Annotated in this window: 12 protein-coding genes and 1 pseudogene; 12 read left to right on the top strand and 1 reads right to left on the bottom strand. The window is 48.4% G+C overall.

Annotated elements, in window-relative coordinates; all coding sequences use genetic code 11:
* Positions 1-47: 47 nt before the first annotated feature.
* From WKT10_RS06985 to WKT10_RS06955, 7 genes and pseudogenes are all read left to right on the top strand, one after another.
* Positions 48-953: pseudogene (locus WKT10_RS06985) on the top strand (hemolysin family protein); the annotation flags it as partial.
* Positions 913-2,292 carry an MATE family efflux transporter gene (locus WKT10_RS06980; protein WP_066548291.1) on the top strand — a complete coding sequence of 460 codons (1,380 nt, stop codon included), beginning with the start codon at positions 913-915 and terminating at the stop codon, positions 2,290-2,292. The pseudogene WKT10_RS06985 and the gene WKT10_RS06980, both read left to right, overlap by 41 nt.
* 104 nt (positions 2,293-2,396) lie before the next feature.
* Complete coding sequence (hflK, locus tag WKT10_RS06975) at positions 2,397-3,530, top strand: FtsH protease activity modulator HflK (RefSeq protein ID WP_081422945.1); 1,134 nt, start codon at positions 2,397-2,399, stop codon at positions 3,528-3,530.
* Entirely contained in the window at positions 3,527-4,393 is an 867-nt protein-coding gene (gene hflC, locus WKT10_RS06970; RefSeq protein WP_066548293.1) for a protease modulator HflC, read from the top strand. The genes hflK and hflC overlap by 4 nt, the downstream gene beginning before the upstream one ends.
* A 156-nt stretch (positions 4,394-4,549) precedes the next feature.
* Complete coding sequence (gene rsmD, locus WKT10_RS06965; RefSeq protein ID WP_337434059.1) at positions 4,550-5,107, top strand: 16S rRNA (guanine(966)-N(2))-methyltransferase RsmD; 558 nt, start codon at positions 4,550-4,552, stop codon at positions 5,105-5,107.
* A complete protein-coding gene (coaD, locus tag WKT10_RS06960) occupies positions 5,108-5,605 on the top strand; it encodes a pantetheine-phosphate adenylyltransferase (protein ID WP_066548300.1) in 498 nt (165 codons plus the stop codon).
* A gap of 13 nt (positions 5,606-5,618) precedes the next feature.
* A complete protein-coding gene (locus WKT10_RS06955) occupies positions 5,619-6,317 on the top strand; it encodes a vacuolar family H+-ATPase subunit H (RefSeq protein ID WP_066548303.1) in 699 nt (232 codons plus the stop codon).
* Here WKT10_RS06955 and WKT10_RS06950 read toward each other — a convergent pair.
* A complete protein-coding gene (locus tag WKT10_RS06950) occupies positions 6,314-7,279 on the bottom strand; it encodes a nucleoside recognition protein (RefSeq protein ID WP_340276350.1) in 966 nt (321 codons plus the stop codon). The two genes, WKT10_RS06955 and WKT10_RS06950, sit on opposite strands and share 4 nt — an antisense overlap.
* Before the next feature lie 91 nt (positions 7,280-7,370).
* Here WKT10_RS06950 and WKT10_RS06945 point away from each other — a divergent pair, with 91 nt between their 5' ends.
* The 5 genes from WKT10_RS06945 to WKT10_RS06925 are packed head-to-tail and all read left to right on the top strand — an operon-like array spanning position 7,371 to position 13,052.
* Entirely contained in the window at positions 7,371-8,807 is a 1,437-nt protein-coding gene (locus tag WKT10_RS06945) for an RsmB/NOP family class I SAM-dependent RNA methyltransferase (RefSeq protein WP_340276348.1), read from the top strand.
* A gap of 47 nt (positions 8,808-8,854) precedes the next feature.
* Positions 8,855-9,652 carry a pseudouridine synthase gene (locus WKT10_RS06940; protein WP_340276346.1) on the top strand — a complete coding sequence of 266 codons (798 nt, stop codon included), beginning with the start codon at positions 8,855-8,857 and terminating at the stop codon, positions 9,650-9,652.
* Complete coding sequence (locus WKT10_RS06935) at positions 9,649-10,296, top strand: HAD family hydrolase (protein WP_337434054.1); 648 nt, start codon at positions 9,649-9,651, stop codon at positions 10,294-10,296. The genes WKT10_RS06940 and WKT10_RS06935 overlap by 4 nt, the downstream gene beginning before the upstream one ends.
* A gap of 12 nt (positions 10,297-10,308) precedes the next feature.
* Positions 10,309-12,252 carry a YgiQ family radical SAM protein gene (locus WKT10_RS06930; protein WP_340276344.1) on the top strand — a complete coding sequence of 648 codons (1,944 nt, stop codon included), beginning with the start codon at positions 10,309-10,311 and terminating at the stop codon, positions 12,250-12,252.
* An 8-nt stretch (positions 12,253-12,260) separates the two neighbouring features.
* Positions 12,261-13,052 carry an SDR family NAD(P)-dependent oxidoreductase gene (locus WKT10_RS06925; RefSeq protein ID WP_066548327.1) on the top strand — a complete coding sequence of 264 codons (792 nt, stop codon included), beginning with the start codon at positions 12,261-12,263 and terminating at the stop codon, positions 13,050-13,052.
* Positions 13,053-13,068 lie beyond the last annotated feature (16 nt).

The raw sequence follows: 13,068 nt of genomic DNA, 5'->3' as shown, positions 1-13,068 counted from the left end.
CTATGGAGGATGGAAGCTGGGGGCCTGGAAAAAAGCTTTTTGCAGCTTTAAGGCGCTTTGGGATCAAGTTACACGGTTATGAGGATGTAACGGAAGAAGATATTATGACCATGGTCAATGAAGGCCATGAGCAGGGGGTGCTGGAAGCAGATGAAACAGAAATGATATCCAATATTTTCCAGCTTGGTGACACAACGGCAGAAGATATTATGACTCACCGAACCGGGATCACGGCTCTTGACGGTTCCATGAAGCTGGAGGCTGCCCTTGATTTTATGCTGGATGAGGGCATAAATACACGGTATCCCGTATATGGCGAGGATATGGATGATATTATCGGGATCCTTCATCTGAGAGATGCGGCCATGCTGGCCCGCAAAGCAGAATTCAGGGAACAGGAAATCCGTAAAGTGCCGGGACTTTTAAGAGAGGCGGCTTTTATCCCTGAGACAAAAAAGATTGATTCTCTTTTTAAAGAAATGCAGTCGGAAAAGATCCATATGGAAATCGTGGTAGACGAGTATGGACAAACCGCAGGCCTGGTGACCATGGAGGACATTTTAGAAGAAATCGTGGGGAACATCATGGATGAATATGACGAGGAAGAGCACTATATGACCGAAAGAGAGGACGGTTCCTGGCTTATCAGCGGACTGGCTCCCTTTGATGAGGTTTCAGAGGCGCTAAAACTCAGCCTGGGAGAGGACGAGGAGGAGTACGATACATTAAACGGTTTTCTTACATCCCGGTTAGACCGGATTCCGGCAGAGGGCGAAAAGCCCTCCATCGACCAGTCCGGCTGGCATTTTCAGGTGTTAACGATCGGAAATAAGAAAATTGAAAGCGTACTTGCAAAAAAACTGCTGGAAGACAGGAAAAACAGAATGAACGAGGAAGGAATGGAAACGAACGATGAGACAGCTGATGATCCGCACGGGAGAAATGCTCCGTGACCGGAGATTTCTTAAAAAAGCGCTGATGATCGCATGCCCTGTGGCACTGCAGGGTATGCTTAATACAGTAGTAAATATGGTAGATACTCTGATGATCGGAGGCCTTGGCTCCAGCGCCATTGCCGCCGTGGGACTTGCAAATAAGTATTTTTTTGTATTTTCACTGCTGGTATTCGGCATTGTCAGCGGAGCCGGTATTTTAGCGGCCCAGTACTGGGGTAATGGAGATGTAAAGAGCATACGGAAAGTATTGGGCTTATCTATTCTCCTGGCCGCAGCCGGAGCACTTGTATTTGTGCTCCCGGGATTGATCTGGCCCCATCAGGTGATGCGGATCTTTACAACCAGTGAGAGCAGCATTGAACTGGGCATAAAATATCTTCGGATCGCCGTGCTCACATACCCTTTTATTGCCATGACAAATGTGTACGTCGCCATGCTGCGGGCTGTAAATAAGGTTGTATATCCTGTGGTATGCAGCTGTATTGCAATTGCTATCAATGTTGTTTTAAACTATGTGCTGATCTTTGGAAAATTCGGTGCTCCGCAGATGGGCGTGGCAGGCGCTGCCTGCGCGACTTTGATCGCCCGGTGCATTGAGGTCAGTCTTGTGCTCCTATATGTTTACGGCAAAAAGCTTCCTCTGGCCTGCGGCTTTAAAGGCCTGTTTGGATGGAGCAGGGATTTTATCCTCCGTTTCGCAGATACATCGGCTCCGGTTATTGCAAATGAATTTATGTGGGGACTGGGGACTACACTGTACTCTCTGGCATATGGCCGTATGGGAGATGACGCAGTGGCGGCCATTACCATTGCTACCACGATCCAGGATATTTTTGTAGTGCTGTTCCAGGGCTTAAGCGCGGCTACAGCCGTCATTCTTGGAAATGAACTTGGCGCGGGAAAGATAAAGAGAGCAGAAAAATATGCCACCCAGTTTTTTATCCTGCAGTTTATCATAACTATGGCAGCTGACCTTGTGATGGTGGCAGGACGGTGGCAGATCATCGGGATTTATACCATTACCCCTCAGGTAGCCATGGATGTAAATCTTTGCCTGCTGGTATTTGCCCTCTATATGCCTGCAAAAATGTTTAACTATGTAAATGTGGTAGGTGTTTTAAGAAGCGGCGGCGACACGAAAATGTGCCTCTTTTTGGACACCAGCGGCGTGTGGATCATCGGTGTTCCGCTGGCTTTTCTGGGAGCGCTTGTATGGCATCTTCCGATTTATCTGGTATACGCTCTGGTACTTTCTGAGGAAATCTATAAAATGATTTTGGGCTATTGGCGGTACCGTCAGAAAAAATGGCTAAGAAATCTGGCTTTGGATCTGTAAAAGACTGTCATTTTGGTTGAAAACCAGCCTTCTATCTGTTATAATCCTCTTATATATTTTTCGGGGGATGAGTGACCTATGTCGGGCAGATAAGGAGGAGTTACATGAAAAAACATCCATTGGGACAAAACCCTGATTTCCGGAAGCTTTTTCAGCAGCTGAATGGACAGTACAGCGGTAAAAAGCCGGAAGACGGGCAGGGGGAGAAGGACGGGACGCCGGAGCCGGAGCGCTTTGATTCCAACGGCAACCCGGTAAAAAAGAAGAAAAAAAGACGCCGTTTTGCCAGAGGGGGAAAGGTGGCAGCTGCGGCTGTTATACTGATCCTTCTGGGTACGAACAGCTACTATATTCTGGATGAAGAAAATTATGCAGTTGTCAGTACGCTGGGAAGTGCCCAGGCAGTATCTCAGGCAGGGCTTCATTTTAAAATCCCATTTATCCAGAATGTGCGCCGGGTATCCAAGGGCATTAAGGGAATGCCGATTGGCTATGACCCTGAGACCGGAACGAGTGATGAATCTGAATCTATCATGATCACCAAGGATTTTAACTTTGTAAACACGGATTTCTATTTGGAATATATGGTAAATGACCCGGTCAAATATCTCTACGCATCCTCAGAGCCTGTTGCCACCTTAAAAATGCTGGCCCAGTCCTATATCCGCGATACGGTGGGAACCCACAATGTAGACGATGTAATTACCACAGGAAAATCTGAAATCCAATCAGAAATCAAGGAAAAACTTACAAACCGTATGATGGAAGAGGATATCGGTCTTGCAGTGGTAAATATTACCATTCAGGACGCCTTTCCTCCTACCACAGAGGTACTGAATGCCTTTAAAAACGTGGAAAATGCCAAGCAGGGAAAGGAAACTGCCATCAATAATGCCAATAAGGACCGAAATGAAAAAATTCCTCAGGCAGAAGCTCAGTGCGACCAGATTATAAAGGATGCAGAGGCAGAACGGGAAGCCCGTATCAATGAGGCCCAGGGCCAGGTGTCGCGATTTGAACAGATGTATGCGGAATATACCAAATATCCTCTGATCACAAGACAGCGTATGTTTTATGAGACTATGGAAGAGGTTCTGCCTCATATGAAGCTTTATATTGTAGATGAAAGCGGGACTCAGAAGCTGCTGCCCCTGGATCGTTTTGCAGAAGCCATGGAACAGCAGACAGCCTCCGGCCAGCCATCCGGAGAGATCACCATAGAGGAGGCGCAGGAATGAAAAAAGTCGGTATCATAGCAGGTTTTGCTGCGGCGGCTGCTGCGGTTTTACTGGGAGCGTCCTTAGTGGTGACCTATCCCAACGAGTATAAGCTGATCCGCCAGTTCGGCGAGATCGTCCGGGTAGTGGAAACTCCGGGAGTGAGCTTAAAGGTGCCTTTTCTTCAGACAGGGACTTCCATTCCAAAGTCCCTTCAGATCTATGACATCCCCCAGTCGGATGTAATTACAAAGGATAAAAAGACCATGATCGCCGATGCTTTTGTACTGTGGAAGATCTCTGACCCGGTGCTCTTTACCAGACATTTAAACGGACAGGTAGCTCAGGCCCAGTCCCGTATTGCGGCTTCTGTTTTTTCCACTATGAAATCTGTCATTTCCAACATGGATCAGGCCGAGATCATTGAAAACAGAGACGGAAAGCTGGCTCTTGATATCAGCAGCGGAATTGGAGATTCTCTGGACGGCTATGGCATTCAGGTAATGGCGGTAGAAACCAAGTCTTTAGATATGCCGGATGACAATAAGCAGTCTGTTTACGACCGTATGATCTCTGAGCGGAACAACATTGCCGCTTCCTATACGGCTCAGGGAAATTCCTCTGCCCAGAAGATTAAAAATGACACCACAAAAGAGGTGTCTGTGATGAAATCCAAGGCGGCCGCTGAGGCGGAACGCATCCGTGCAGAAGGAGAAGCCCAGTATATGCAGATTTTATCTAATGCCTATAATGACGCCAGCAAGGCAGATTTTTACAATTTTGTCCGCTCTCTGGATGCGGCAAAGGCGTCTCTTACGAGCGGAAATAATACGCTGATCCTTGATAAGACTTCACCCATTGCCCAGATCTTTTACGGGTACTGATTTTGAGGGCAGGATAGGAAAGAAACAGATGCAAACGAGCGGACATGGGAAACTGTGTCTGCTCTTTTTAGAAAATTCCAAAAAAACCTTGTATTACAGCTCATTTCATATTATACTTGTTTGGAATGAAAATTGCTTAATTACAGGAGTTTTTCCATGAGAGTTATCGCAGGCAGTGCCAGAAGGCTGCTTTTAAAAACAATAGAAGGTCTGGACACACGTCCAACTACAGACCGGATCAAAGAGACACTTTTTAATATGCTCCAGCCCCAGATTCCCGGATGCTTTTTTCTGGATCTTTTTTCCGGAAGCGGTGCCATCGGGATTGAAGCCTTAAGCAGAGGAGCCAGAAAGGCAGTCTTTATTGAAAATAATCCAAAAGCGGTGGAGTGTATCCGCGAAAATCTGAGCCGTACCCACCTGGAAGAGGGGGCTCTTGTTTTGGAATCTGACGTAATTGCAGGACTTAAGCGGCTGGAAGGAAGAAATTATCGTTTTGACCTGATTTTTATGGATCCGCCCTATGGAATGGAACTTGAAAAACGGGTTCTGGAGTATCTTTCGGGTTCACCGATGGTAACAGAGGATACACAGATCATAATAGAAGCGTCCAAAGAAACGGATTTTGGCTGGTTAGAGGAAGCTGGTTACCATATGACAAAAGAAAAAATATACAAGACCAACAAGCATATCTTTGCTGGCAAGGGAGAATAAATGAAAATTGCAGTATATCCAGGCAGCTTCGATCCGGTCACTCTGGGTCATTTGGATATTATTAAGCGTACCGCATCCATGTTTGATAAGGTAATTATCGGAGTATTAAATAATCGGGCAAAATCGCCCCTGTTTACGGCCAGAGAGCGGGTAGAGTTGTTAGAGGAAGTGACAGGAGATATTCCCAATGTGGAAGTTCAGGCGTTCCATGGCCTTCTGATCGACTTTGTCCGCCAAAATGATGCCAAGGTGATCGTAAGAGGTCTTCGCGCCATCACGGATTTTGAATATGAGCTTCAGATGGCCCAGACAAACAGGGTCATTGCCCCTGAGATCGATACCATATTTTTGACGACCAACCTGAAATACTCCTATTTAAGTTCCAGCATTGTGAAGGAAATCGCGGAGTATGACGGTGATATCAGCGGCTTTCTCCATCCGGCCACAGCCAGACGAGTAAGAGAAAAGCTGGAAGAGATAAAAAAAGTACAGGGATGAAGGAGATCGTAATATGAGCAGAATTGAACAGTTGATAAGCGAGATTGAAGAATATATTGACAGCTGCAAGTCTCAGGCGCTGTCCAAAAGCAAGATCATTGTGAACAAAGAGGAGATGGAGGAGCTTTTGGTAGAGCTTCGTATGCGGATCCCGGATGAAATCACAAAGTATCAGAAGATCATCAGTCAGCAGCAGACCATCTTAAATGACGCCAGATCCCAGTCCGACGCCATGCTTTCTGAGGCAAAGGCTCAGGCAGATGCCATGATCGCCCAGGCGACAGAGCAGGCAAATTCCATGGTAAGCCAGGCTTCAGAGGAGGCAAACTCCATGGTAGCTCAGGCTAATGAGCAGACGACAGAGATGATCAATGAGCATGAGATCATGCAGCGGGCCTACAGCCATGCGGAGGAGGTTATTTCACAGGCCAATATCCAGGCTCAGGCAATCGTAGATGCCGCAGTGAATGACGCCAATAATATCCGACAGGGCTCCATTCAGTATACGGATGATATGCTCCGCAGCCTGCAGACCATTCTTAACCACACCATGGACAACGCAAAGGGGCGTTTTGACGCATTTATGAGTTCCATGCAGTCCAGCTATGATATTGTTTCTGCCAACCGCAATGAGCTGTCCGGAGGGATTGTGAAAGAGGAGAATGCAGAGGCTGCGGCTGCTGTGGAGAATCAGGAAACACAGGCTGATTAAATACCGATCTGCAGGCTTTGATTTATGAAAAAGCACAGAGCAAAGGCCGCGCAGGAAAGGACGCTGTGGAAAAACTTCCACAGAATATAGTGCCGGATAGACAGTCCGGCACTTTTTAGTACACTTTTTGTCTGAAAGATCCCGGAAATCCCCCCAAAAGCTCCGGCTGCTGTGATAAGAAGGGCTCCGGCAAAGCCGGGAACAGAGCCTGAGATCGCCTGGATGCCTGTAGTGATTTCTACCGCGCCTAAGAGGGCGCATCTTAGCGTAAGAGGGAGAAGGGAATCTGGAAGTGCACTCAGATACAAAGCCAAAATGGAAAAAATCATAATATAAAGGCCGATTTTCTCCATGGTTTCCAGACAGTCCATTAAGTGGGCGTCAAAGGAAACGCGTGTATGCTCCGATTTATAGTTATCCTGTCTGCAAAGAGACGCTTCCTGATTCAGATGATAACATTTTTTTGCCAGAAAAGAAACCGGAAGTATGGGCAGATACAAAGCGGTGAGAAAGATCCAGGGCGGACAGGCATTTGAAGAAGAAAAAAGGGATGCGGCCTGAACGCAGATATAACCCAGGATAAACATGGGGCTGGGGTGGTTGCTGACGGCAAGAAGCGTTCTGGCTTCATTAAGTTCAATCCGTCCTTCTTCCAGGAAACGGCTGTCCATCCGTGCTCCCATGGGGTATCCGCATAGAAGGCCCGTGATAAAGACAAAGCTTCCCGGCTGGGACAGGCCCATAAAACGGGATAAAAAAGGGAAAAGGGGCTTTGTGAGCAGGGGAACGCCGTTTAGGGCCACGATCATGCCGGAGCAGATCATAAAGGGCAGAAGGGTGGGAAGAACCACATCCGCCCAGAGAAGAAGCCCATTTCTGGCTCCTGTGAGGGCCAGAGCCGGGCAGGCAAGAAGAAGGATGAGGCAGAAGACTGCCCCCAAACTGCCGAGGGAGTGTTTCATGAAGAACCTTAGAGGGTGGGAGTTTTGTATCAGTATATGGAAGAAGTACAGTAATATAACCAATATGGAAAAACATTGAAAGGTCAAAAAGATGACAGATGTGAAAATGCTCCCAAAAGACTTTCTTGCCGGGATGAAAGAACTTTTGGGAAAGGAATACGACCAGTATATAAAAAGCTATGAGGAAGAATGGAAACCGGGACTGAGAGTGAACACGCTTAAGCTTTCTCCTGAGGAATTTTTAGAATTTTCTCCCTGGAAACTTTCTCCAGTCCCTTGGACGAAAAATGGGTTTTATTATGACAGCCAGGACCGGCCATCTAGACATCCTGCCTATTTTGCAGGGCTGTACTACCTTCAGGAACCCAGCGCCATGACGCCGGCGGCCATGCTTCCAGTGGAGCCGGGAGATAAGGTATTGGATGTATGTGCGGCTCCGGGAGGAAAGAGTACGGAGCTGGCGGCAAAGCTTAAGGGAGAGGGCCTTCTGGTATCAAATGATATCAGCTATTCCAGGGCAAGAGCCCTGCTTAAAAATCTGGAATTAACAGGAGCTGCCAATATTGCAGTGGTCAGCGAGGACCCGGAAAAGCTGGCAGAGGTCTGGCCGGAATTTTTTGATAAAATTTTAGTAGATGCTCCCTGTTCCGGCGAGGGGATGTTCCGGCGGGATGATGACATGGTAAAAGACTGGACCAGCAGAGGTCCTGAATATTACAGCCCCATCCAGCGCCGGATCTTAGAGCAGGCCGTGGCTATGCTGAAACCGGGCGGTATGCTCCTTTACTCTACCTGCACCTTTTCAAGGCTGGAGGATGAGGATAATGTAAACTTTCTTTTAGAATCGCACCCGGAAATGGAGCTGGTGCCTTTCAATCTTGCCTCTGTACCCGGATCCGCAGACGGCATCGGACTGAACGGCTGTATGCGCCTTTTTCCCCACCGGATGAAGGGGGAAGGCCATTTTCTGGCGCTTTTAAGAAAAAAGAGTGAAGGATCAAAAAAGATACCAACCCCGGTCGGTCATCCTGCCAAACCAGGAGAACGTCATCCCAACAGAGCCGAAAGCAGAAAGATCCAGGGCAAAAAGTCTTCGGCTTCTGAGGATACAGGCCTTCGGGAGCTGGAAGCATTTTTACGTTCATGCAGGATTTCCTGGAAAAAAGAACGTATGTTCATCCATCAGGAACATGTATACTATCTGCCCTGCGGACTGGAAACGGGCCTGCCTTTACGTTTTCTGCGCACCGGCCTGCTGATCGGAGAACTGAAAAAGGGCCGTTTTGAGCCCTCACAGGCACTGGCAATGGCGCTGCGCATAGAGGAATATCCAGTGGTTTTAAATCTTTCTGAGGAAGATGAGCGTGTGGCGCGCTACCTGAAAGGGGAAACGATCAGCCTGCTGCCGGAGGAAGGCCCCATAAAAGGCTGGTGCCTGGTGGCCTATAGAGGTTTCCCACTAGGCTGGGCCAAGGGAAACAATATGACACTGAAAAATAAATACTATCCCGGCTGGCGCTTACAGTAGCTGTGAAGCTGCCAGCGGCGGATAAGAAAAACAGGAGTAAAATCCATATGGCAGAGAAGAAAAAACAGAATACCGGACAGATGCGTCTGGATAAATTTCTCACAGAAATGGGAAAGGGAAGCCGCAGCCAGGTAAAGGAGTTTGCGAGAAAGGGCCGGATCCAGGTCAATGGACAGACCGTAAAGGCAGCAGATACAAAGGTAAATCCGGAAAAGGATGAGATTTTCCTTGACGGTGTGCCGGTAAGCTATGCCCGGATGGAGTATTTTATGTTAAATAAGCCTCAGGGAACCGTATCTGCCACAGAGGATGGCCGTTATCCTACCGTAGTAAGCCTGATCGAAGATGCCCTCAGGGGAGATCTTTTTCCGGTTGGACGGTTGGATCTGGATACAGAGGGCCTGCTCTTGATTACCAATGACGGAGCATTGGCCCATGAACTGCTTTCCCCGAAAAAACATGTGGATAAGGTCTATCTGGCTTATATCGAGGGAACTCTCCCTAAAGATGCCGCAGAACAGATGAAGAATGGCGTGATTTTAGAGGATGGAGTAAAGACCCGACCGGCAGAGCTTATCTGTTTAAGCAGAGAAGAGGGGGAACAGCGTTTGGGACGTGCGCCGGAGACAGCCTTTGCAGAAGCGGCTCCTGTGACCCTGACCATCCATGAGGGGAAATTCCATCAGGTAAAGCGGATGTTTGAAGCTCTGGGCTGCAGGGTCGTATTTTTAAAGCGGCTGTCCATGGGAACGCTTTGTCTGGATCCGGCGCTTTTGCCAGGAGAATACAGGCCGCTTACCCAAAAGGAACTGGCCGGTCTGAAAGGAGAAATATCAGAAATATGATACTGGATTACATAAAAGCAGTCATTTTCGACCTGGATGGAACACTGGTAGACTCCATGTGGATGTGGGAGGATATTGACATCGAATATCTGGGACGGTACGGCCTGTCCTGCCCGGAGGATCTGCAGAAAGCCATTGAAGGCATGAGCTTTACAGAGACGGCTGTTTATTTTAAGGAGCGCTTCGGACTTCCTGACTCTATAGAAGAAATCAAGGAAGCCTGGATTGCCATGTCTCTGGAAAAATATGAAAAGGAAGTTCCTCTAAAACCGGGAGCACGGGAATTTCTGGAGGAGCTTGCAGCCAGAGGGATTCCCGCAGGCATTGCCACCAGCAACGGCAGAGAAATGGTATCCGCTGTATTAAAATCCCTTGATATGGAAAAATATTTCCGTGAGGTGGTAACGGCCTGTGAGGTACCCTTTGGAAAACCGGCTCCAGATATCTATCTGGAGGTAGCGAAACGGCTGGGAGCAAAGCAGGAGGACTGTCTGGTGTTTGAGGATGTTCCGGCTGGAATCATGGCTGGAAAGAGAGCCGGGATGACGGTGTACGCAGTGGAAGATACATTTTCCAAAGCCATGCGGAAAGAAAAGGAAGCTCTGGCAGACGGCTTTATCTGTGATTTTAGAGAGCTTTTATAAGGAGCAGAGCGTATGATACATGATTATTTGCCGGTTACCCGGCAGGATATGGAAACAAGAGGCTGGGATCAGTGTGATTTTGTCTATGTGACAGGCGACGCCTATGTAGATCACCCTTCCTTTGGAACCGCCATTATTTCAAGGCTTTTGGAGGCCCACGGCTACCGTGTGGGGATCATTTCCCAGCCGGACTGGAAAACAAAGGAAAGCATACAGACATTCGGACGCCCCAGGCTGGGCTTTTTAGTTTCTGCGGGAAATATGGACTCCATGGTGAACCATTATTCCGTATCGAAAAAGCGCCGGAAAGAGGATGCCTATACTCCGGGAGGCGTCATGGGAAAACGGCCGGATTATGCGGTTGTGGTTTACTGCAACCTGATCCGCTCCGTCTACAAGGATGTTCCTATTATCGCCGGAGGCATTGAAGCCAGCCTGCGCCGTCTGGCCCACTATGACTACTGGTCCAACCGGTTAAAGCGCTCGATCCTTTTAGACGCCCAGGCGGATCTTATTTCCTATGGAATGGGAGAGCACTCCATCATAGAGATAGCAGATGCCTTAGACAGCGGTCTGGATGTGAAGGATATTACCTTTATTGACGGTACGGTTTATAAGACAAAGCAGCTGGAAAATGTCTATGACTACAAGCTTCTGCCGGATTATGAGGAGCTTGTCCGTGATAAAAAAAGGTATGCGGAAAGCTTTTTTATCCAGTACAGCAATACAGATCCATTTTCTGGAAAACGTCTGGTGGAGCCCTATGACGGGAAACTTTTTGTGGTGCAGAATCCGCCTTCAAAGCCCCTTACGAAGCAGGAGATGGATGACGTCTATGCTCTGCCGTATATGAGAAGCTATCACCTCTCTTATGAGGCTCTTGGCGGTGTTCCGGCTATCCGTGAGATCAAGTTCAGCCTCATCAGCAACCGGGGCTGCTTTGGCGCCTGCAGTTTCTGCGCCCTTACCTTCCATCAGGGACGGATCATTCAGGCCAGAAGCCATGAATCCTTAGTGGAAGAGGCAAAGCGTTTGACAGAAGAGCCTGATTTTAAGGGTTATATCCATGATGTAGGCGGGCCTACGGCTAATTTCCGTTTCCCGGCCTGTGAAAAGCAGCTTACGAAGGGAGCCTGTCCCTCAAAGCAGTGCCTGTTTCCTGAGCCATGTAAAAATCTGAAAGCAGATCATTCCGATTATGTGGCCCTTTTGAGGAAGCTGCGGGCTATTCCGAAGGTGAAAAAGGTATTTATCCGTTCCGGGATCCGTTTTGACTACCTGCTAGCGGACACCAGCAGAAAATTTTTAAAGGAGCTGTGCGAATACCACGTAAGCGGACAGTTAAAAGTAGCTCCGGAGCACGTTTCTGATGCTGTGTTGAACCGTATGGGAAAGCCGAAAAATGCGGTCTACCGCAGGTTTGTCAAGGAATATAAGGAGATGAATGAGCGTCTGGGAAAGGATCAGTATCTGGTTCCCTATCTGATGTCCTCCCACCCCGGTTCTACCATGAAGGAAGCGGTGGAGCTGGCAGAATATCTGCGGGATCTGGGCTATATGCCGGAGCAGGTACAGGACTTTTACCCCACGCCCTCTACTATTTCCACCTGTATGTACTATACCGGCTATGACTGCCGTACCATGGAAAAAGTCTATGTGCCGGTCAATCCACATGAAAAAGCCATGCAGAGGGCGCTGATCCAGTACCGCGACCCGAAAAACTACGATCTTGTGACAGAGGCGCTGCGGATTGCCGGAAGGACGGATCTGATCGGCTATGATAAGAAGTGTCTGGTGCGTCCGGGTGGAACGAAGGACTACAGGAGCAAAAACAGTTCCGGCGGATCAAAGGGAGGAAAGGGGACAAACAGCCGGCCTGTCCAGAAAACAGACAAAGGCCAGCCGTCAGGAAAGAAGAAAGCCATTCGCAATATCCATAAAAAGAAGGGAAGGTAGGGCTTATTATGATGATTGCTGTAGTGACAGGAGCCACCTCAGGAATGGGGAGAGAATGCGCCATTCAACTGTGGGAGCAGTTTAAAGGCCTGGATGAGATTTGGGCCATAGGACGCAGAAAGGAGCGTCTGGAGCAGTTAAAGGATTTCATCGGTATTCCTGTACGCACCTTTGATCTGGATCTTACAGAAGAAAAAGACCTTGAACGATTAAAGGCAGCTCTTACGCAGGCCGGGCCTCAGGTAAAATTTCTTGTAAATGCCGCCGGTTTTGGAAAGATTGGCGGTGTAAGGGAACTTTCTGTATCAGACCAGACAGGAATGGCAGAGCTTAACTGCACGGCCCTTACGGCAGTTACGTCTATGGTTCTTCCCTTTATGCCAAATAACAGCCGGATCCTCCAGTTTGCCTCCAGCGCCGCCTTTCTGCCACAGCCGGGCTTTGCGGTCTATGCGGCGACAAAAGCCTACGTACTAAGCTATAGCAGAGCCTTAAACCGGGAATTAAAAGATCGGGGGATTTCTGTAACAGCCATCTGCCCCGGACCTGTGAAAACGGAATTTTTTGATATTGCCCAGACAACAGGTGAAATCCCCCTTTATAAGCAGTTTGTGATGGCAAAGCCGGACCGGGTGGTAAAAAAAGCCATCCGGGATAGTGTATCCAGACGTGAGCTTTCTGTTTATGGCTGGACCATGAAGGCTTTCTATCTGCTTACAAAGCTATTGCCCCACCGCCTGATCCTGGATGTAATGGAACGGATCGAATACGCGCCAAAGGGCAGCCGGTGGGAATCCTAAATCAGGATATAAGGAG

This window comes from Enterocloster sp. HCN-30185, assembly GCF_037890305.1.
Taxonomy (GTDB): Bacteria; Bacillota; Clostridia; order Lachnospirales; family Lachnospiraceae; genus Enterocloster.
The sequence above is the reverse complement of the archived record's forward strand: the minus strand, read 5'-3'. Positions and strand labels throughout refer to the sequence as shown.

Coding starts and splice junctions, on each gene's coding strand:
- WKT10_RS06940 (WP_340276346.1), top strand. CDS start 8,855: ATGGCAGAGAAGAAAAAACAGAATACCGGACAGATGCGTCTGGATAAA.
- WKT10_RS06945 (WP_340276348.1), top strand. CDS start 7,371: ATGACAGATGTGAAAATGCTCCCAAAAGACTTTCTTGCCGGGATGAAA.
- WKT10_RS06930 (WP_340276344.1), top strand. CDS start 10,309: ATGATACATGATTATTTGCCGGTTACCCGGCAGGATATGGAAACAAGA.
- hflC (WP_066548293.1), top strand. CDS start 3,527: ATGAAAAAAGTCGGTATCATAGCAGGTTTTGCTGCGGCGGCTGCTGCG.
- coaD (WP_066548300.1), top strand. CDS start 5,108: ATGAAAATTGCAGTATATCCAGGCAGCTTCGATCCGGTCACTCTGGGT.
- rsmD (WP_337434059.1), top strand. CDS start 4,550: ATGAGAGTTATCGCAGGCAGTGCCAGAAGGCTGCTTTTAAAAACAATA.
- WKT10_RS06950 (WP_340276350.1), bottom strand. CDS start 7,279: ATGAAACACTCCCTCGGCAGTTTGGGGGCAGTCTTCTGCCTCATCCTT.
- WKT10_RS06925 (WP_066548327.1), top strand. CDS start 12,261: ATGATGATTGCTGTAGTGACAGGAGCCACCTCAGGAATGGGGAGAGAA.
- hflK (WP_081422945.1), top strand. CDS start 2,397: ATGAAAAAACATCCATTGGGACAAAACCCTGATTTCCGGAAGCTTTTT.
- WKT10_RS06955 (WP_066548303.1), top strand. CDS start 5,619: ATGAGCAGAATTGAACAGTTGATAAGCGAGATTGAAGAATATATTGAC.
- WKT10_RS06935 (WP_337434054.1), top strand. CDS start 9,649: ATGATACTGGATTACATAAAAGCAGTCATTTTCGACCTGGATGGAACA.
- WKT10_RS06980 (WP_066548291.1), top strand. CDS start 913: ATGAGACAGCTGATGATCCGCACGGGAGAAATGCTCCGTGACCGGAGA.